Source organism: Alteromonas sp. NFXS44 (assembly GCF_040148705.1).
Lineage (GTDB): Bacteria > Pseudomonadota > Gammaproteobacteria > Enterobacterales > Alteromonadaceae > Alteromonas.
Window position 1 is genome coordinate 939,598 of record NZ_JAGDEA010000005.1, and the last position, 20,244, is coordinate 959,841.

Sequence of the window (20,244 nt, forward strand, 5' to 3'; positions counted from 1 at the left end):
CGAATTAAATGGATGAACTACGTTTATCACTCCTTATCCTGGGTACCTGTTTTATTATTGGCGTGCTCGCCCATGGTATCTGGAAGATCAGAAAAAATAACAATGCGACCAAGAAAGAGCGTATTGAACCCGGCCAGTGGCAGGATGAAAATTCAGAAGAACAGGACGACTGGTCTGCAGAGCAGGGCGACGATCATAAAGGTTATGATGATTTAGGTCTGGGAGCGGTAAGAGTGGTTTCTTCTGCCAAACCTGTAGCAGACACCGGCGGTGACGCAGAATCTGAGCCGTCAATCTCCCGTCCCGTTAATGAAGACGCGGACGAAAAGACAGTTTCGAAGCCTGAACCTCAGACGCAGGCAACCAAGCTGTATGGTTCAGTGGTGACCAACCCTAAACCTCATATGCAGGGTAGCCGGCATGTTCCGCCGGAGCAGGCAGGTGACGATCTCATCCCGGATCCGCCTGAGTTTCTTATCCGTAAAGAGCAAAAAGCCGTCGCAGATGAACCGCAGGCTGATGATTTTACGCTGGATGCCCAGCAAGTTGAGCCGGCAGTTAAAGGCAATGCGTCTGACGAACAAAGCTCAGACCATGACATCGATACTGACAGTAAGAAAGTTGCTAAGAAGCGGGGTTTGCTGCGTCGTCGTCAGGAACCGAATTTCGGTGATGACCAGATGAGAATTGATTTCGACGACAGTCAGAGCCAGCCGGCTGCAGAGTCCGGCGCTGCGCCTTCAGAGGATGTGGAGCAGGAGGTGCTCGTTGTTAACGTACGGGCTCAGGACGACAAACCTATTTCAGGTGCCGCATTATTGCCTTTATTACTCACATTAGGGTTTAAGTTCGGTGATCAGGATATTTTCCACCGTCATGTGAATTCAAATGGTAAGGGACCAGTACTCTTCAGTCTGGCCAATATGTTCAAGCCGGGGGTTTTCGATATTGATAACCTGGAGAACTTTACTACTCAGGGTGTGTCATTATTCATGATCCTGCCCATCGACGGGGTTGATGCCCATCAGGTATTCAACATGATGCATAATGCAGCCCGGAAAATTGCTGACGAATTCAATGCGCAAATTCTGGACAGTCGCCGCAGTGTACTGACCAAACAGGGATTGCAGCAATACATGGAAAAAATCCGCGAATTTGAACGCAAGCGAATGATTACCCGCCACTGATCAATCAGCGCTGTTACCCTGCTGTAGCAGCGCTTTGCAAGAGACACTTTATGTCAACAGATAAAGCCTCCGTTGCCAGTCGTATAGAGACACTGCGCGACACTATCACCCGTTATAATACCCAGTACTATGTGGAAGATGCACCTTCTGTACCTGATGCTGAATATGACCGGCTCATGCAGGAGCTTAAATCGCTGGAAGCCGCCTATCCGGACCTGCTGACAGCGGATTCGCCGTCTCAGAAAATAGGTGGTGCGCCCCTGGCCGCCTTTGAGCAGGTCACCCACGAAGTTCCTATGTTATCGCTGGATAATGCCTTTGATGAAGCTTCACTGAACGCCTTTGAAAAACGTATTGGTGACCGCCTGAAAGACCATTCTACTTTAATGTTCAGTTGTGAGCCTAAACTGGATGGCCTGGCTGTCAGTATTCTGTATGAAGACGGTGTGCTTGTGCAAGCTGCAACACGGGGTGACGGGCAGACAGGGGAAAATATCACGCAAAACGTTAAGACCATCGGCAATGTGCCCCTTCGCCTTAAAGGTAACGATTTGCCCGCCCGTATCGAAGTGCGTGGTGAGGTGTTTATGCCAAAGGCCGGCTTTGATGCACTTAATGAACGGCAACGTGAAAAGGGCGATAAAGTATTTGCCAATCCCCGTAATGCCGCTGCTGGCAGTCTGAGGCAACTGGACAGCCGTATTACTGCAAAACGGCCACTGATGTTTTACGCCTACTCACTGGGTGTCGTTTCGCCACAGGATTTCGGACTGGAAGATACTCACAGTGCACGGCTTAAAACACTGGGTAGCTGGGGCCTGCCGTTGTGCCCTGAGGTTGATGTGGCTGAAGGCGCGAAAGGTTGTCTGGCTTATTATCAGCGTATTCTTGAGCAGCGTGAGCAGTTACCTTACGACATCGATGGTGTGGTATTCAAGGTTGACCGCATAGACTTGCAGCAAACACTGGGTTTTGTCGCCCGCGCTCCCCGCTGGGCAATCGCACAGAAGTTTCCTGCACAGGAAGAAATGACCCGCTTACTGGATGTGGAGTTTCAGGTTGGCCGGACCGGTGCTATTACGCCTGTGGCACGTCTGGAACCTGTGTTTGTGGGCGGTGTTACGGTATCTAACGCTACGCTTCATAATCAGGATGAGATCCAACGTCTGGGTGTCAAAGTGGGTGATGTTGTGGTTATCCGCAGAGCCGGTGATGTGATACCACAGGTGGTTTCTGTGGTTGAGGCAAAGCGGCCTGAGGATGCTACGGATATTGTATTCCCTGCCAATTGCCCCGTGTGTGATTCTCATGTTGAGAAAGCTGAGGGCGAAGCAGTAGCAAGATGTACTGGCGGACTGGTATGTGCTGCACAACGCAAACAGGCACTTAAGCATTTTGCTTCACGCAAAGCTTTCGATATTGACGGCCTGGGCGATAAGCTTGTCGATCAACTGGTGGATGCCGGACTGGTGAAAAGTCCTGCTGAATTCTTTCATTTGTCGTTAGGTGATCTGGTCAGTCTTGAACGGATGGCAGAAAAGTCAGCTTCGAATTTACTTACTTCACTGGAAAAGGCTAAAACCACCACCTTGCCCAGATTTCTTTATGCTCTGGGGATCAGGGAAGTAGGCGAAGCGACAGCGTCGAATCTGGCCACACATTTTAAAGATCTGGATGCGTTGTTTGCCGCAGACATTGAAGCCCTTAAGGAAGTGCCGGATGTGGGTGAAGTGGTGGCGACACACATTTATCATTTTGTACACGAAGAGCATAACCGTGCCATTATCGATGACCTTGTTGCTGCAGGTGTGAACTGGCCGGCTATTCAGGTTGCAGATGCAGGGGATTTGCCTCTGGAAGGCCAGACCTGCGTACTTACCGGTACCATGACGGCCATGGGACGCAATGAGGCAAAAGCATTGCTGCAGCAGCTGGGGGCGAAAGTTGCCGGTTCTGTTTCAGCGAAAACACACTTTCTCGTAGCCGGAGAAAAAGCCGGCTCAAAACTGACCAAAGCGCAAGATTTAGGCGTTGATGTGTGGGATGAAGAAAAGTTGCTCAATTTTCTTCGCGAACATAATCTTTCCGGCGAATAAATTAAAACCTGCTAACAGTTTGCCGGTGCTGTGATACCGGCAAGCTTTTTGTGCGGACGTAATTTGCTGAAATATCTTACCGAAAGATTAGTGAAGATTGTTAATTCCGTTTTATGCTTTTGAAGCCCGTTGTTTGCGGGCTTCTTTACGTGCATTCCATGATTTTCTCACAGAGAAACGCCATATCCAGTTCAGTCCGAAATACCCCAGCAAACCAAATATGACTGAACAGATCCCGCAGCCGACAAGGAAGGCCGGGCCGATGGTGCTGATACTTTCAATTATCCATTTCCAGCTGAACTGTAATTCAAAGTGTCTGGGCTCTGTACCCAGTACCGTTGTACCTACCTTGTAAGCGCCGTAAAAAATTGGCGGCATGGTAAACGGGTTCGTGATCCACACGGTTGCTACAGAGAGGGGGAGATTTGCACGGAAGGGAATAGCAGTGGCGGCAGACAACCACATTTGAAACGGAACAGGCCAGAAAGCGAAAAACAAACCAATACCAAACGCGTTAGCTGCTGAACGACGGTTCAGATGCCACAGGTTCGGCTCATGCAAAACTGTGCCGAAGATCCGTAGCGCACGATTGTGCTTTATCGTTTGATGGTCTGGTAAAAAACGTCGTATAAATTTTTTTGGCATAAACCGTATTTCATTTCATCCGAAGTAACCAATCCATGCATCAACACGCTGCGCTATGGCTGCTGGCATTCTGCCTGACTTCGCTGTCTGCGAGGTTCTGGCCGGTATTGCCGGGAAAAATCTGGATTGTACTTCTTGCCTGTATCGTCTCCATTATCCACACACACAATGTTAAAATGCACATCCGCACCACCCTGAAAGCAGGGTGTCGTTTATGTGGTGTTACAAACTGGTACGTGCGCAGTAAAAAACAGTTTAGTGTACTGCCGTATTTATTCAGCGGGATAATGTCCGGATTGATTTGGATGGCAAGTGTAGGGCATTGCTACCTGGCTTGGCAACTCCCTGCCGGCAAAATTCAACAAGATGTCATAGTTACGGGGCAGATAACGTTTACGCAGAGAAATGACAATGGTCAGTGGTTGCATGTTGCTCTTTCGACACTGGGTGACAGGCATTATTTCTTCCGTCCGGTCATCGGTGTTCACTTGCCACAAAATATGGGTGAGCTGGCTGTTCATCAACAGGTGAAGTTAATGGTTAATCTGAAGCCGGCTTCGCCGTTAATGAACCCGGACGGCGATAGCCGGGCAAAAATGGTCAGCATGAAAATGATAGCCACTGGTTCAGTCAAAGCGTTCGGAAACGGTTCTCTTGTTTCTCCGGCTGACAGTCTGCATTATCGTGCGAGTCAGCGTTTGCAGAAAGCGGGTTACTCCCGCTGGCTGGTGGCTTTAATGACTGGCGACCGTTCTTTGCTGACAGACAAAGACTGGCAGTTGCTTCAAAAAAGCGGAACAGGGCACCTGTTTTCAATTTCGGGTCTGCATGCAGGTATGGTGGCTTTATGGTCTGCCTTGCTGACCAGCGCTGTGATCAGTTGTTTTGCCCGTCTTATCAATGCCGGGCACAACGGCATGAATATACGGCTTACGGTTGCTGTGGCAACACTCCTCATGACTGCCCTCTATGCGGCGCTGGCCAACTGGCAGGTACCGGTAACCCGCGCGTGGCTGCTTATTTTATTATTCACATTGCTGCTTATTTTTAAAGTCTGCTGGAGCTGGCGGCACCGGCTGCTGATGATGGTGATTTTGTGTATTATCGTTTCTCCCTTCAGTGTATTCAGTAACAGCTTTTATCTGAGTGCCGGTGCGGTATGCGTTTTAATATTCATCGGCTGGCGGTGGAAACCTGCATCGTACTCATACTTTCACCGCATCATGTTTGTTATTCGCGCCCAGTGTCTGATTTCATTATTTTTAATGCCGTTTACGCTGATATTTTTCGGTTCAGTGTCTTTGCTGACAGCAGGCGTTAATCTCATCGCAATTCCTGTGATCACACTGCTGATGCCCGCCGGTCTGGCAGGGCTGGTACTGAACTATAACGATGGTCTCACAAACACGTTGCTGGATTTGGCTGATACCATCCTGCTATGGATGACGCAGCAACTCAGCGTGATTTCCCCGTATATGGCGGCCTTTGATAATACAGGCGTTAGCGGTGAGGCTGCATTCTGTCTGCTCCTGTCAATGCTGCTGTTGGCATTGCCGGTGTTTCGCTACCGGAAGCGCAGTGCCATGATGCTGGCGGTGCCGGCGATCAGTTTCTGGTTCCCGCTCAGTACAGATGCCTGGCAACTGCACGTATTTGATGTGGGCCAGGGCACGGCACTGGCAGTTTCAAGGGGAAATCGGGCGGTCATTATTGATACCGGTCCCTCATGGGAAACAGGCAACGCACTGACAAGTACGGTACTGCCGGCGCTGAAGGCGGCCGGTATTCTTCACGTTGATCAACTAATTGTTTCTCACGGCGATGATGACCATGCTGGCGGTGTTCCTGCCTGGTTTGATCGCAGGGCTGATCATCCGCTGGAGCTCAACCGGAGTTTGTTATCAAATACAAATGGCTGTCAGAGCGGAAAACGATGGCGGTGGCAAGGATTACAGTTTCGTGCCATGTGGCCGGAAAAAGGCAATATGGAAGACAGCAACCGGTTATCCTGTGTTTTACTGGTATCCGGAAATGGCTATTCAGTGTTGCTCCCGGGTGATATAAACCGCAGTGCCGAATACGCACTTTTGTATAACAATGCAGCCCTTAACGCCGATATACTACTGGCACCCCATCATGGCAGCAGCACTTCATCATCAATGGCTTTCATAAAAGCAGTATCACCTTCGTTCACCGTATTTACGTCCGGCTTTTATCATCGCTGGAAATTACCTGAAGACGTCGTTGAATCCCGTTACCGGGAAGCCGGTTCAGTTATTCTGCTGACTGCCCTGAACGGCTACATACAATTCACCCTGGCTGATGAGGGGATCGGCGTGAAACGCTACAACAGAGATATCAGCCGCCGCTGGTACGACTTACGGACACAGGTATCTCTGCCTCAGCATTGAAAATACAGCCGTTAATGACCATAACAAAGGCCGGCATTAACACCGCGCATTGGGAATTTAGCCGATTCCAGTTACAATGGGCCGGTTATTCGAATAAGTGATGAAAATAAATGCAAAATTCCGACCCGGCGGCCAGTAACCAACGCCGCTTTTTTACGTATCTGCGAAACTATAAACTCGCTTTTTTCGTGGCCGTAATCGGTATGATTGGGTATTCCGCGCTGGATACCTACGTAATATCCAACCTCAAACCTCTGATAGATGACTCCCTTGGTAACGGTGACAGCGACTTTCTGCGTATAGCGGCTATTGCCATCGTACCACTGTTTATCCTTCGCGGTATTTTTAACTTTATGGGCACCTACACCCTCAGTTGGATTGGCTCACAGGTTGTAATGACCATGCGCCAGCAGTTGTTCGAAAAGTACATGCATTTACCGGTGTCATTTCATGATCAGCAGGCTGTCGGGGCACTCATCAGTAAAGTCACATACGACACTGAACAGGTGGCTAATGCGGCCAGCAAGGCGCTGCTGACCATCGTTCGTGAGGGGGCGCTGGTTATTGGTTTGTTAGTCGTAATGCTGTATCAGTCCTGGCAGTTGTCTCTTATTTTTCTCATTATCGGCCCGCTGGTGGCAATCATTGTTGCAGTGGTCAGTAAGCGGTTCAGAAAGGTCAGCCGCAATATACAACAGTCAATGGGAAGTGTGACGGCGTCGGTTGAGCAGGCGGTAAAGGGCCATAAAGTTATCCTGATGTTCGGGGGCCAGGACTTCGAACGTAACCGCTTTGCACAGAAAAATAACCACAACCGTCAGCAAACGATGAAGCTGGCAGTGACGCAAATTTTAAGTGTGTCGTCTATCCAGATCATTGCCTCCGTCGCACTGGCTGTGGTGTTGTTCATGGCAAGTCTGCCGGGCATTATGGCAAATCTGACCGCAGGCACGTTTATCAGCGTTGTGTTCTACATGGTGATGTTACTTAAGCCACTTAAACAACTGACCACTGTGAATAATGAATACCAGCGCGGCATGGCTGCCTGTAACAGTATTTTTGAAATTCTGGATGAAGAGATTGAAGTGAATACCGGCACTAAAAAAGTGGAACGTGCGCAAGGTAACATCGCGTTTAATCATGTGACTTTCACCTATCCCGGCAAACAACGTCCGGCCCTGACCGACATCAGTTTTTCAGCCAGACCGGGGGAAACCATTGCGCTGGTCGGTAAGTCCGGCAGCGGTAAATCTACCATTTCTTCTCTTCTCACCCGCTTTTACCTGCCTCAACAGGGGGAAGTGCAGTTGGACGGTATGAATATTAATGACATTGAGCTGCGTTCGCTGCGCGAACAGTTTGCCACTGTTTCCCAGCATGTCACCTTGTTCAATGATTCCATCGCCAACAACATTGCATACGGCGTAACGGATAAAGTATCGCGGGAAGATATCGAAAAAGCGGCAAAGATGGCCCATGTTACCGAGTTTGTGGATCAGCTTGACGAAGGCCTGGATACTGTCATCGGTGAAAATGGTCTGATGCTCTCGGGTGGTCAGCGTCAGCGTATTGCCATTGCCCGTGCAATTCTCGCCAGAGCGCCGGTACTGATTTTAGATGAAGCTACATCGGCGCTGGATACGGAATCAGAAAAACTGATTCAGGATGCACTGGAACAGCTGCAAAAGTCCTGTACATCCCTGGTAGTGGCCCACCGCCTGTCAACAATTGAAAAGGCAGACCAGATCATCGTCATCGATCAGGGGCGTATCCTTGAGCAGGGACGTCACAGCGAATTGCTGGCGAAAAAAGGCCATTATGCTCAGTTGCATGCATTACAGTTTGGTGAAACTCACTGAGCATGGATATCAACAAGCTGTGGTACCAGAAATCAAAGCGGGTATGGCTGTTGTGGCCCCTGGCGTTGTTATTTGCCTTTGTGAGTGCCTGCCGGCGATGGTTGTTTAAGACCGGTTTAAAAAAGCGTTCTCATCCCGGAGCGTTTGTTATTGTTGTGGGCAACATTTCGGTTGGCGGAAATGGCAAAACGCCGGTGGTGCTTGCCATCACAGAACATTTTAAAAGAAAAGGATTGAAACCCGGTGTACTCAGCCGTGGTTATGGCGGCACGATGCAGCATCATCCGTATCGTGTTATGCCCGGTGACGATGCTGCTGTTTGCGGTGATGAGCCTGCGTTAATTGCAGGACGTACCGGCATGCCGGTTGTTATAGACCCGGTACGTGCTCGCGGGGCTAAAATGCTGGCGGAAGAATTACACTGTGATGTCATTATCTGCGATGACGGGCTGCAACATTATGCGTTGGAACGGGATCTTGAGCTGGTAGTCATGGACAGCAGGGGAACCGGAAACGGTCATTTGCTGCCCATGGGCCCGCTGCGGGAGAAGCCCTGGCGACTGACGTCTGTGGACGGAATAATATTGAATGGCAACGCTGATCTAACGGCTTTGCCACAACAAATCACTTTACCGCCTGCATTTAATCTGACTCTTGAGGGGCGTTACTTTTGTAATGTACGGGAGTCCGGACGCAAGACGGGTATTCAGGATTTTTGCGCAAAATCCGGTATTCATGCCCTGGCGGGGATTGGTCATCCTGAACGTTTCTTCCGTCAGTTAGAGATGTACGGAATGACGTTATCATCAACACAACTGCTTCCCGATCATCATCATTTCTCCGCCGCAGATATTCCCCCGGGCACGGTGGTCATGACTGAGAAAGACGCTGTGAAAGCAAGAGCGTTTGCCCATGAAGATTGTTGGTATTTGCCGGTGGATGCCGTATTACCTGAAGAATTTTATGACTTACTGGATACCCGGTTTGAAGCCGGAAGAAGGATAAACAATGAGCTTTGACATTAAATTATTGGATGTACTTGCATGCCCTGTATGCAAAGGTAAATTGATCCTGTCACAGGATAAGCAGGCCTTGTTGTGTCGTTTTGACCGCCTCAGCTATCCGGTGAAAGACGGTATTCCCGTGTTAATGGAAGTGAACGCCACAAAATTATCAGTAGACGACATGGATGCGGCCCGCTGATGGACTTTACCGTTATCATTCCTGCCAGATACGGCTCTTCCCGGTTTCCGGGTAAACCTCTTGCTGATATCAATGGAAAGCCAATGATTCAGCATGTGACGGAGAGGGCGGCAGAAGCGGGCGCATCGGCTGTGATTGTCGCTACTGACGATAGCCGTATAGCGGCTGTAGCGGAGGGCTTCGCACGGGTGGTGATGACGTCGGACAAACATGAATCCGGCACTGAGCGTCTTGCGGAAGTCATTCAGAAAGAGAACCTTGCGGATGATACCCTTATCGTAAACGTGCAGGGCGATGAACCTTTCGTACCTGCTGCAAATATCCGTCAGGTTGTGGAAAACCTGTCACAGCGCACTGATGTGGCCATGACCACACTGGGCACTGAAATGCACAGCGCGGATGATGTACTCAACCCGAACATGGTGAAAGTTGTACGAAACGTCAAAGGTGAAGCACTCTACTTTTCCCGTTCGGCGATCCCCTTTGAGCGTAGCAGCATGATGGCCGATCCGGGCAGAACTGATCCCTCCCTCTATCTTCGCCATATTGGTTTATATGCTTACCGTGCAGGTTATGTGAATCAGTATATCAGCTACACGCCCAGTGCGCTGGAACATACAGAGTCACTGGAACAGTTACGGGCTTTATGGTACGGCGACAAAATTCATGTTGATGTGGCATCCGAACCACCGCCTGTGGGCATTGATACACCCCATGATCTGACACGACTTCTGGCACTGCTGAATGACGGAGAATGATTTATGAATGTGGTAATTACCGGTGGTAACCGCGGGATTGGACTGGCGCTGACCAAAGCGTGTCTTGCCAGAGGAGATAACGTTTATGTTGCCTGCCGTAACAGCTCTGACGCGCTGAATGCTACCGGTGCAACGGTGTTGACCGGCGTGGATGTTTCTAACCCGGATGCGTTACCGGCTGCACTTGCACCTCTGCTCGATATTCACATTGACCTTCTCATCAATAATGCCGGCGTACTGGCCAGGGAAACCCTGGATGAACAGGAACCGCATACTATTGATTATCAGTTCAGAGTAAATGCTCTGGGGCCTTTACTGGTATCTCAAATCCTGCTCCCGGCCATGGTTGAAGGCAGCAAAATCGGCCTTGTGACCAGCCGGATGGGCTCTATGGCGGATAACACATCAGGTGGATATTACGGTTACCGGATGTCAAAAGCAGCATTGAACGCTGCCGGTGTCTCCATGGCTAACGATTTGCGTACCAGAGGCATCGCAGTGGCTTTACTGCATCCGGGCTTTGTGCAGACGGAAATGGTAAACAATGCCGGTGATGTTGATGCAGATACAGCCGCTGCCGGTTTGCTGAAGCAACTTGATAATCTTTCAATGGAGAATACCGGTAGCTTTGTTCATGCAAACGGGGAGTCACTGCCTTGGTGATTCGCCGCTCTGCAGCAGTTGCACTCCTTTTTTGTGCAGGCAATGCCGTCGCAGCCAGTAATTATCACTGGCAACACGGCCCTTCATTACCTGCACCGGTGCAGGAAATTTACCCCGCAGTACACAAAGAGAGTATTTATGTGGCTGGTGGCCTGACATCCGGAACCCCGAATTTCACGGTATCAGACCAGGTTTTTCGTTTTCAGCAGGGCAGTAAAAACTGGCAAACACTGCCGCCTTTTCCTGTTGCTGTGCATCACGCTATGCTTGTGTCTGCGGGTGAAAAATTATGGTCCTTCGGTGGTTTCACAGAAAACGAAGACGGGCAGTGGATTAATTCCTCTGCGGTTTGGGAATTTAATGATAGCGACGGCAGCTGGATAAAGCGTAATCCCATGCCGGTTAAATTGTCTGAAAGCATTTCTGCCGTCATAAACGGGAAAGTGCACCTCGCCGGCGGACGGACCACGACAACAGATAACTATCACTGGCAGCATCATATGGACTCAGACTGGCACGGCGTGTTTGATCCGGAAACGTCGGTGTGGCAGTCAGCAACGCCAATTCCAACCCCGCGCAACAGTGCATGCAGTGTGGTGTATGACGATAAGTGGCATGTGATTGGTGGCCGCACAGTGGACAACGGTAACACTGCTGTGCATGAAGTATTTGATGCAGCAAAAGACATCTGGATAACCGGAAAGCCTATGCCGGAAGCAGAAGCGGGGATTGGTTGCGCGGTGCTTCACGGCAGTATTTATGTTTTTGGCGGCGAATATTTTGACGATGCCGGAGGTGGTGTATTCCACAAGGTCTGGCGATACGAAATTAATCGTAAGCGCTGGTCTGAAGCTACGGTTATGCCAGTGCCGCGACACGGGCTGGGCGTGGTGAGCTTTGAGGATGCCATCTGGTTAATTGGCGGGGCAGGTGAGGCAGGTGCGAAAGACACCCGCCATATCGTCAGTCAGTTTACGGTTGCCACTGACTGAAACTGACGGCCTGTGGATCAGGCCGTTTCCATCTCTTCGTCATCGTCAGGGCTCAAAACGCCCCAGACATCGTGCTCGTCAGCATGAATGATTTCTGCCCAAACACGTTCACCCGGTTTCACATCGTGCACACCATTGAGGTGAACGACGCCGTCGACTTCCGGGGCGTCCGCATAGGTACGGCCAACGGCACCTTCGGCGTCAACACTGTCAATGACCACCAGATATTCTTTACCGATACGTGACTTCAGGCGTTGTGCACTGATTTCGCTTTGTACTGCCATAAAGCGTGCAAGCCGGTCCTGCTTAACGTCTTCCGGCACCGGGTCAGGCAAATCATTGGCCTTTGCGCCTTCAACCGGACTGTAAGCAAAGCAGCCAACGCGGTCCAGCTGTGCTTCGCGAAGGAAAGTCAGCAATTCTTCAAATTCTTCTTCCGTTTCTCCCGGGAAACCAACAATAAAGGTGGAGCGGATAATGAGCTCAGGACAAGCTTCACGCCAGGCTTTGACCCGCTCGATGGTACGTTCTGCACTGCCGGGACGCTTCATCAGACGCAGGATACGTTTGCTGGCATGCTGAAAAGGGATATCAAGATACGGCAGAATACGACCTTCATTCATTATCGGAATAAGATCATCCACATGAGGGTAGGGATAAACGTAGTGCAGACGCACCCACATATCCAGTTCACCGAGTTTTTCACACAACTGTTGCATATGTGCCTTAACCGGCATTCCATTCCAGAACCCGGTGCGGTGTTTGATATCTACACCGTATGCACTGGTGTCCTGGGAAATGACCAGTAATTCACTGACACCTGCTGATTTCAGTCGTTTCGCTTCATCAAGTATTTCACCCACCGGACGGCTGACAAGATCTCCCCGCATGGAGGGAATAATGCAGAATGTACAGCGGTGGTTGCAGCCCTCGGAGATTTTGAGGTAGGCGTAATGTCTGGGAGTCAGTTTAATGCCATGATCCGGTACAAGGTGCTCGAACGGATTGTGAGCCGGCTTCGGCAAATGACTGTGAACCTGTTCTACCACGCTTTCATAAGCATGGGGGCCGGTGATCGCGAGCACATTCGGATGCACCTCGCGGATTTCATCTTCTTTGATCCCAAGACAACCGGTCACAATCACTTTCCCGTTTTCTGTCAGTGCTTCACCAATCGTATCTAATGATTCCTGCACAGCAGAATCGATAAAACCGCAGGTGTTGACGATGACGAGATCGGCATCGTTATAAGTAGGGACAACATCGTACCCTTCGGTGCGAAGCTGGGTGAGGATCCTTTCTGAATCCACGAGGTTTTTCGGGCAGCCTAAACTGACAAAACCAATCTTCGCAATGGGATTTTCCACGGTGGATGCCGGGCTGTCGCTACGCTGTGACTCAAGTACTTTGACCGGAGTACTGAGTGTGGTGGTCGCGTTCGGGGTGTATTTCTCTACGGACATGAACTTCTACTGTTAACACATTATCGTCACATTATATCAGGCTTATTGCAGAGTAATAAGATTAGCCTTCGTTCCGGCAGCGATTTCCTCTTTTTTCATTCACCTGTTAGACTGCCGCACCTGAATAATCCTGTGTGTCCGGGCGTTACCCGGAGGAAAAAGCGTTCACTCCTCATGTTATTGCCGTTACATTGCTATGATGAAGCCGGTCGCATCAAACCGCCATTCTGGCTTTACTGGATGCTGTTAATACTTTGCAGTGACTGGATTGCATTAGTCTTTTCTCTGGTCACGTTTGGCCAGACATCAGAATTACTTTCCGTACTTTATCCTGATAAAACAGTACTTGGCTGGCGCTTGCTTGCCACCTGGCCTTTTTTAACAGTCATTTTGCTGATGGGTAACCGGGAGCGGTTGTGGAAGAAGGAATTGACCGGCTGGCGACTGGGGATCATGCCGCTTATCTGGACGGGAAATATCGTCAGTATCGCAGCACAAATGCAGACCGTGCTGCACGACCAGTGGGATTTCCACTGGACGCCGGCTTGTTTTATTCTGGTCAATGTTCTGGTATTCGTCACTGTCATGCGCAGCCGGCATATACGGTTAATGGTCAGTGACTGGCGTGATCCGGCCACCGGAGACAGTGGCGGCACAGAAGATAAAAAAATTACTGACGCTGGCGTGACAAAGCCTGGTCAAAATACATCGCCACACTGACATTGCTGTCGTTTACCAGGCGCTCATAACAAATACCGGCAAACGCGTAAGAGTACTCTCCGGCGTCCAGTACAACAAAGGGCGCTTCGGGATTTGAATCGTCATATCGCCAGTCGCCGCCAGCAATCTTTCTGTATGTCTCACCAAGATACGCACCGTAGACATTACAAATGGTAAAGACGGCGGAGTCTTCCAGCGCTTTGTCGTGGTACTTGTCCAGAAAAGATAGCAGTATGTCGTCAACGCTCTTTGTGCTTTCAGGGCTGTAATCCAGTTCAATAGCGAATTCATCATGAGCCGCCCGGACAGCGTCGGCAGAGCATTCTTCCATTAATTTTTCGAGTTCAGCTTGTTGCATCGTGTTCTCCTTTTTCTTTTATTGTGCGCGTTGTAGCCCGATGTGTCTATTTCGCCGTGATTTTATTAATCACACTGGCCGCTGCAAACATGCCAAATGTTGCGGTTACCGTTACCACTGCACCAAAACCGCCGGCGCAATCGAGTCGCGTACCGCCTTCAAGTGCAGATTTACTGTGACACACTGAACCGTCCGGTTGGGGGTAGCGTAACTGTTCCGTCGAATAGATGCACTCCACGCCAAACCGGCGTTTCGGATTTTTCGTGAAGTTATAAAAGCGTCTTAATTCACTGCGAACCTTTGCCGCCAGCGGATCCTGAATAGTTCTGGCGAGGTCGCCCCGTGTTATCTGTGTGGGATCAATTTGACCGCCGGCACCGCCAACGGTCACAACATGGCACTTGTTACGCTTGCACCAGGCAATGATAGCCGCTTTGGCCTTCACACTGTCGGTGGCTTCAATCACACTGTCCATATCTGTATGCAACACTTCACGGACATTCTCAGGTGTCACAAAGTCTTCTACCGTAATTACCTTGCAGGCCGGATTAATTAACTTAATGCGTTTAGCCAGCACGTCGACTTTAGCCTGACCTACCGTGTTGTCCAGAGCATGGATCTGACGGTTGATGTTGGTCGTACACACATCATCTAGGTCAATCAGAGTAATCGTACCCACACCGCTGCGTGCCAGCGCTTCAGCACTCCATGCGCCAACGCCCCCTACACCTGTTACACAAACGTGGGCTGCTGCCAGTTTTTCAGTGCCATCAACGCCGTACAGCCGGCTTATTCCGCCAAATCGTTGTTTTTCGCTCATAGTTCCTGCTGATTTAATATAAAACCTGCGTCGCTGAAGGTAATTCAGGCGACAGGCAGTATTTTACAGGGAATTTGTTGTTAATGCAGTGCGCAGTGCGGATTTGACGGGGATTATTCTAATTATCCGGATAATCAATCCTTGAATTGCCAAAATACGTTAAACGAAAGGTGTGGTTAAATTTCAAAATCTAATTTAACAGGAGCTTTCCATGGGACTACTGGTAGACGGTAAATGGCAGGATAAATGGTACGATACTGATGGCAACGGCGGGAAATTCAAACGGGAACAGTCTGTGTTCCGTCATCATGTTGAGAATTCAGATAACGCGAAATTTCCTCCTGAAAGCGGGCGATATCACCTTTACGTGTCGCTTGCCTGTCCGTGGGCACACAGAACCCTGATTTTCCGGAAAATTAAAGGACTGGAACCGCACATCAGTGTTTCCGTTGTATCGCCGGATATGCTGGATAATGGCTGGACCTTTGATAAATCCGCAGGTAGCAGCGGCGATGATCTTTATGATTTCGATTTCATGCATCAGCTATACACCAAAGCTAAGCGGGGCGTAACAACGCGGGTTACGGTACCTGTGCTCTGGGATAAGAAAACCGCATCTATTGTCAGTAACGAATCGGCGGATATTATCAGAATGTTCAATACGGCATTCAATGACATAACCGGTGATACGACGGACTATTATCCTCCGGCGTTACGGGAAGACATCGATAATATCAATGAACTGGTTTATCACAACATCAACAACGGTGTGTATAAATGTGGTTTTGCTACTACCCAGAATGCTTACGAAGAGGCATTTGAAGCCCTGGTCAACGCCCTGAACTCCGTTGAATCCAAATTGAGTCATCAACGATACTTGTGCGGTGACAAACTTACTGAAGCAGACTGGCGTTTGTTTACCACGCTTATCCGCTTTGATCCTGTCTATCACGGTCATTTTAAATGTAATCATAAACGGGTCACGGATTATCCCAATTTGTACGATTATATGCGGGAGCTGTATCAATTTCCCGGTGTGGCTGACACAGTGGATTTTGCTCATGTCAAACGCCATTACTACTACAGTCATACTATGATTAATCCGACACAGGTCGTGCCGGCGGGTCCGGCACAGCAACTGGATGTGCCCCATACCAGAGAGAACAAATAATGAGCACTAAAACTGTATTGTCACTTCATCAGGGAAAACCCACACAAGATGGTGCGGGCGTGTCGCTGACCCGCATAATAGGACAGCCGTCGCTTCCCCGTCTTGATCCCTTTCTGATGCTGGATTTTTTCGGTTCTGATAATCCGGGTGAATACATCGCCGGTTTTCCTCCCCATCCGCACAGGGGATTTCAAACGGTGACTTATATGCTGGCAGGTAAAATGCGTCACCGGGATTCCGTAGGCAATGAAGGCGTCATTGAGGCTGGTGGCATCCAGTGGATGAACGCGGGCAGGGGACTCATTCATGAAGAAATGCCGGAACAGGAATCGGGGTTGTTGCAAGGCTTTCAATTGTGGGTGAATTTACCGGCAAAAGAAAAAATGTCAGCGCCGGGATATGAAGATATCCATCCTGATGCCGTGCCGGATGTTGCAATAGGGCAACAGGTCAGGGTGAAAATACTGGCTGGTGAATTTAATGGCGTCAGTGGTCCGGTTAAAAGTCATTCTGTCGATCCGCTGTTTATTGACGTACAAAGCGCTGCTGAAGAGGAAGTGACGTTGTCGCTGGCGGATGAACACAATACATTTGTTTACTGCTACGAAGGTGGCCTGCAAATTGCTGAACAACCGGTAAGTCATGGAAAGTTGGCTGTACTCAGTAAGGGAACAGAATTAACGATGTCAATGCAGGCCGGCACAAAATGCATTATTGTCAGCGCTGCGCCTATTCAGGAACCTGTGGTGCAGTACGGACCATTTGTGATGAACACCGAAGCTGAAATTCATCAGGCCATTAAAGACTATCAGAACGGGCGTTTTGCTGGTTAAACAGGCATTTTTAAGCTGCTTTGTGTCGAAATTGTTAAAATTGCATGGTTTTGACGACTTTCCACTGACAAACAATTGAACCAAAGCAGCCACTCGCTTAGTATTCAGTGAGGCAGGAAAAAGAATTAGCCGTACTTATAAAACAGGAAAGTCAATGAAACCAGTTATCTTAGCCGGTGGGACAGGGAGTCGATTATGGCCCAAATCCCGCGCAGCACTTCCAAAGCAATTTCTCGCGCTTACGTCAGAACAAACTATGTTGCAGGAAACGGTTACCCGTCTGAAAGGGACCGATTCTGAAAGCCCCATTTTTATTTGTAATGACGCCCATCGTTTTCTGGTTGCAGAACAGTTACGCATACAGAACATTGCCCATGACGGAATTTTGCTTGAGCCGGTAGGGCGCAACACTGCCCCTGCGATTGCACTGGCTGCGTTGCATGCAACCAAAAATGGTGAAGATCCTATTTTACTGGTACTTGCAGCAGACCATCTGATTAAAGATACGCCGGCTTTCCATCTCGCCATCGAAAAGGCGGAGATCCTGGCACGAACAGGTAAGCTGGTAACCTTCGGGATTGTGCCGGACCAGCCGCATACCGGTTACGGTTATATCAAAGCCGGAGACGGAATTGATAACGGATTTGTGGTTGATGAATTTGTAGAAAAGCCGGATCTTGCTACTGCGGAAAGTTATGTGTCTTCCGGTAAGTATTTCTGGAACAGCGGCATGTTCATGTTTAAAGCAAGCCGTTATCTGGAAGAGTTGGAAAAATTCAATCCAGACATTCTGTCAGTTTGCCGTGATGCCATCGATACTGAGTCTGCTGATCTGGACTTCATCCGTGTTGACGCAGATGTATTTGCATCCTGCCCGGACGATTCAATCGATTATGCGGTGATGGAAAAAACCGACAGTGCGGCAATGGTGCCACTCGACGCTGGCTGGTCTGATGTTGGCAGCTGGTCATCCTTATGGGAAACCGCTGAGAAAGACACCCGTGGCAATGTTATTGTCGGTGATGCCATTCTTGAAGGCGTTAACAACAGTTATATTAATGCCGAACAGCGTTTGATTTCTGTTATCGGACTGGATGATGTTGTTGTTGTTGAAACAAAAGACGCCATCATGGTTGCGCACAAAGACAAAGTACAAAACATCAAAAATGTGGTAAACCGTCTGAAAGCAGAAAAACGCCCTGAATTCGAATTCCACCGTGAAGTATTCAGACCCTGGGGCAGCTACGATTCCATAGATAACGGTGCCCGTTTCCAGGTGAAGCGTATTACGGTTAAACCGGGTGAAAAATTATCGGTACAAATGCACCATCACAGAGCTGAGCACTGGATCGTAGTAAGCGGCACAGCCAATGTTACCATCGGAGAAAAAACGCAACTGGTGACAGAGAACGAGTCGACCTATATTCCGATCGGTGAAGTTCATGCGCTGGAAAATCCGGGCAAGATCCCGCTGGAGCTGATTGAAGTGCAATCCGGTGGCTACCTGGGTGAAGATGATATCATCCGTTTCTCTGACCGTTATGGCAGAACAGAAAAAAAGGATGGTAAAGCGTGAGTCAGCCAATTACCTGTTTTAAAGCCTATGACATCCGCGGAGAGCTGAACAAGCAGCTCTCCGAGGAAGTGGCTTACCGTATAGGCCGCGCTTTTGCTGAAGAACTGAAAGCGAAAACTGTAGTTGTTGGTGGTGATGTGCGCCTTACTTCTACACCATTGAAACTGGCTTTGTCAGCGGGCCTGATTGATGGCGGTGCAAAGGTTTATGACTTAGGTGATACCGGCACGGAAGAGATATATTTTGCCACTAAGCACCTGGGTGTTGACGGTGGTATTGAAGTAACTGCCAGCCACAACCCGATTAACTACAACGGTATGAAGCTGGTTAAGGCCGGTTCTGTACCTATCAGTGGTGATACCGGGTTAAATGCGATTAAAGCGCTTGCAGAGACATACAGTGACGAAGCGGTAGCAAGCCGTCTGGCATTTTATTGCAATGATGCCAGCATTGATGCTGAAGCGTTCTTCAACGGCCACAGTCATATTGATATTGCGAAGCTTAAGGCTTCCGGAGCCTACGAAGAAAAAGACTGCCTCACAGATTATGCTCACCACGTTGTCTCGTATATTGATACAGCCAACCTGACGCCTCTCAAAATTGTCGCGAATGCGGGTAATGGTGCGGCCGGTAAGGCGCTGGATGCCATTGAAGCGTTATTCGCTGAAACTGGTGTGCCGGTGGAGTTCATCAAAGTTCATCATCAGCCTGACGGTACATTCCCTAACGGGATCCCCAATCCCCTTCTGCCTGAAAACCGTGCGGATACTGCAAAAGCGGTTATTGCCCATAACGCTGATTTCGGCATCGCCTGGGACGGTGATTTTGACCGCTGTTTCCTGTTTGATGCGAAAGGGGAGTTTATTGAAGGCTATTACATTGTAGGTTTGCTTGCTCAGGCGTTCATCGACAAGGAAGATAAAGCCAAAATTATCTACGATCCCCGCGTGTTCTGGAACACCGAAGACATCGTAAAAACATCTGGTGGGACGCCGGTTAAATCCAAAACCGGTCATGCGTTCATCAAAGAGCGTATGCGTAAAGAAGACGCTGTGTACGGCGGTGAAATGAGTGCTCACCACTATTTTCGAGACTTTGCTTATTGCGATTCAGGTATGATCCCCTGGTTGCTGGTGGCAGAGCTGCTCTGCACAAAGCAAACATCGCTGGCTGATATGGTGGCAGCACGGATTGAAGCATTTCCGTCCTCAGGGGAAATTAACAGCGTGCTGAAAGACGCAGATGCCGCGCTGGCGCGGGTTAAAGCAAAATATGAAACAGACGCTGAAGTTATCGACGATACTGACGGTATCGGTTATGAATTTGCTGAGTGGCGCTTTAATTTGCGTAAATCGAATACGGAGCCGGTAATACGCCTGAACGTTGAGTCCCGCGGTAACATTCCGTTGATGGAAGAAAAAACACAGGAATTAATTACGCTTATTCGATCTGAATAATAGTCATTCCTTAAATGTCTAAAGCCTCGTTC

General features: G+C 49.3%; 18 protein-coding genes. 14 read left to right on the top strand and 4 right to left on the bottom strand.

The genetic code is table 11. The features are described 5' to 3' along the window. Positions 1–8: 8 nt before the first annotated feature. Positions 9–1,187 carry a cell division protein ZipA gene (gene zipA / locus J3369_RS09415; protein WP_349586022.1) on the top strand — a complete coding sequence of 393 codons (1,179 nt, stop codon included), beginning with the start codon at positions 9–11 and terminating at the stop codon, positions 1,185–1,187. Positions 1,188–1,237: 50 nt separating this feature from the next. Continuing rightward, entirely contained in the window at positions 1,238–3,283 is a 2,046-nt protein-coding gene (gene ligA / locus J3369_RS09420; RefSeq protein ID WP_349586024.1) for an NAD-dependent DNA ligase LigA, read from the top strand. 111 nt (positions 3,284–3,394) lie between these two features. On the opposite strand, the gene J3369_RS09425 is transcribed toward ligA, so the two are convergent. Further along, positions 3,395–3,928: a DUF2062 domain-containing protein gene (locus J3369_RS09425; RefSeq protein ID WP_303574221.1), complete on the bottom strand. Its 534-nt coding sequence runs from the start codon at positions 3,926–3,928 to the stop codon at positions 3,395–3,397. 35 nt (positions 3,929–3,963) lie between these two features. Between J3369_RS09425 and J3369_RS09430 the strand changes: the two genes are divergently transcribed. The 7 genes from J3369_RS09430 to J3369_RS09460 all read left to right on the top strand — a co-directional run bounded on the left by J3369_RS09430 (position 3,964) and on the right by J3369_RS09460 (position 11,814). Next, positions 3,964–6,339: a DNA internalization-related competence protein ComEC/Rec2 gene (locus tag J3369_RS09430; RefSeq protein ID WP_349586026.1), complete on the top strand. Its 2,376-nt coding sequence runs from the start codon at positions 3,964–3,966 to the stop codon at positions 6,337–6,339. Positions 6,340–6,449: 110 nt separating this feature from the next. Beyond that, on the top strand, positions 6,450–8,198 hold the full coding sequence (gene msbA, locus J3369_RS09435; protein ID WP_349586028.1) for a lipid A export permease/ATP-binding protein MsbA: 1,749 nt from the start codon (positions 6,450–6,452) through the stop codon (positions 8,196–8,198). Between the two features lie 2 nt (positions 8,199–8,200). After that, entirely contained in the window at positions 8,201–9,217 is a 1,017-nt protein-coding gene (gene lpxK / locus J3369_RS09440; protein ID WP_349586030.1) for a tetraacyldisaccharide 4'-kinase, read from the top strand. Then, positions 9,207–9,401, top strand: coding sequence for a Trm112 family protein (locus tag J3369_RS09445; RefSeq protein WP_119501239.1), 195 nt, complete (start codon positions 9,207–9,209; stop codon positions 9,399–9,401). The genes lpxK and J3369_RS09445 overlap by 11 nt, the downstream gene beginning before the upstream one ends. Beyond that, entirely contained in the window at positions 9,401–10,159 is a 759-nt protein-coding gene (kdsB, locus tag J3369_RS09450) for a 3-deoxy-manno-octulosonate cytidylyltransferase (RefSeq protein WP_349586033.1), read from the top strand. The genes J3369_RS09445 and kdsB overlap by 1 nt, the downstream gene beginning before the upstream one ends. Positions 10,160–10,162: 3 nt before the next feature. Further along, positions 10,163–10,822, top strand: a complete 660-nt coding sequence (locus J3369_RS09455) for an SDR family oxidoreductase (RefSeq protein ID WP_349586035.1) — start codon at positions 10,163–10,165, stop codon at positions 10,820–10,822. Further along, positions 10,819–11,814, top strand: a complete 996-nt coding sequence (locus J3369_RS09460; RefSeq protein WP_349586234.1) for a Kelch repeat-containing protein — start codon at positions 10,819–10,821, stop codon at positions 11,812–11,814. The genes J3369_RS09455 and J3369_RS09460 overlap by 4 nt, the downstream gene beginning before the upstream one ends. A gap of 17 nt (positions 11,815–11,831) precedes the next feature. On the opposite strand, the gene rimO is transcribed toward J3369_RS09460, so the two are convergent. Further along, the gene (gene rimO, locus J3369_RS09465) at positions 11,832–13,277 is read right to left on the bottom strand and encodes a 30S ribosomal protein S12 methylthiotransferase RimO (RefSeq protein ID WP_349586037.1); all 1,446 of its coding nucleotides are present in this window, start codon (positions 13,275–13,277) and stop codon (positions 11,832–11,834) included. A gap of 174 nt (positions 13,278–13,451) precedes the next feature. Between rimO and J3369_RS09470 the strand changes: the two genes are divergently transcribed. After that, on the top strand, positions 13,452–13,997 hold the full coding sequence (locus tag J3369_RS09470) for a DUF2919 family protein (protein ID WP_349586039.1): 546 nt from the start codon (positions 13,452–13,454) through the stop codon (positions 13,995–13,997). On the opposite strand, the gene J3369_RS09475 is transcribed toward J3369_RS09470, so the two are convergent. Then, a complete protein-coding gene (locus J3369_RS09475) occupies positions 13,948–14,355 on the bottom strand; it encodes a hypothetical protein (protein ID WP_349586040.1) in 408 nt (135 codons plus the stop codon). The two genes, J3369_RS09470 and J3369_RS09475, sit on opposite strands and share 50 nt — an antisense overlap. A gap of 46 nt (positions 14,356–14,401) precedes the next feature. Next, positions 14,402–15,175, bottom strand: coding sequence for a tRNA cyclic N6-threonylcarbamoyladenosine(37) synthase TcdA (gene tcdA, locus J3369_RS09480; RefSeq protein WP_349586041.1), 774 nt, complete (start codon positions 15,173–15,175; stop codon positions 14,402–14,404). A gap of 211 nt (positions 15,176–15,386) precedes the next feature. Between tcdA and J3369_RS09485 the strand changes: the two genes are divergently transcribed. The 4 genes from J3369_RS09485 to J3369_RS09500 all read left to right on the top strand — a co-directional run bounded on the left by J3369_RS09485 (position 15,387) and on the right by J3369_RS09500 (position 20,212). Beyond that, positions 15,387–16,346 carry a glutathione S-transferase family protein gene (locus J3369_RS09485; protein WP_349586042.1) on the top strand — a complete coding sequence of 320 codons (960 nt, stop codon included), beginning with the start codon at positions 15,387–15,389 and terminating at the stop codon, positions 16,344–16,346. Continuing rightward, on the top strand, positions 16,346–17,179 hold the full coding sequence (locus J3369_RS09490) for a pirin family protein (protein ID WP_349586043.1): 834 nt from the start codon (positions 16,346–16,348) through the stop codon (positions 17,177–17,179). Before J3369_RS09485 ends, J3369_RS09490 begins: the two co-directional genes overlap by 1 nt. Positions 17,180–17,333: 154 nt before the next feature. Then, positions 17,334–18,755: a mannose-1-phosphate guanylyltransferase/mannose-6-phosphate isomerase gene (locus J3369_RS09495; RefSeq protein WP_349586044.1), complete on the top strand. Its 1,422-nt coding sequence runs from the start codon at positions 17,334–17,336 to the stop codon at positions 18,753–18,755. After that, the gene (locus J3369_RS09500) at positions 18,752–20,212 is read left to right on the top strand and encodes a phosphohexomutase domain-containing protein (RefSeq protein WP_349586045.1); all 1,461 of its coding nucleotides are present in this window, start codon (positions 18,752–18,754) and stop codon (positions 20,210–20,212) included. Before J3369_RS09495 ends, J3369_RS09500 begins: the two co-directional genes overlap by 4 nt. The last annotated feature ends 32 nt before the right edge of the window (positions 20,213–20,244 follow it).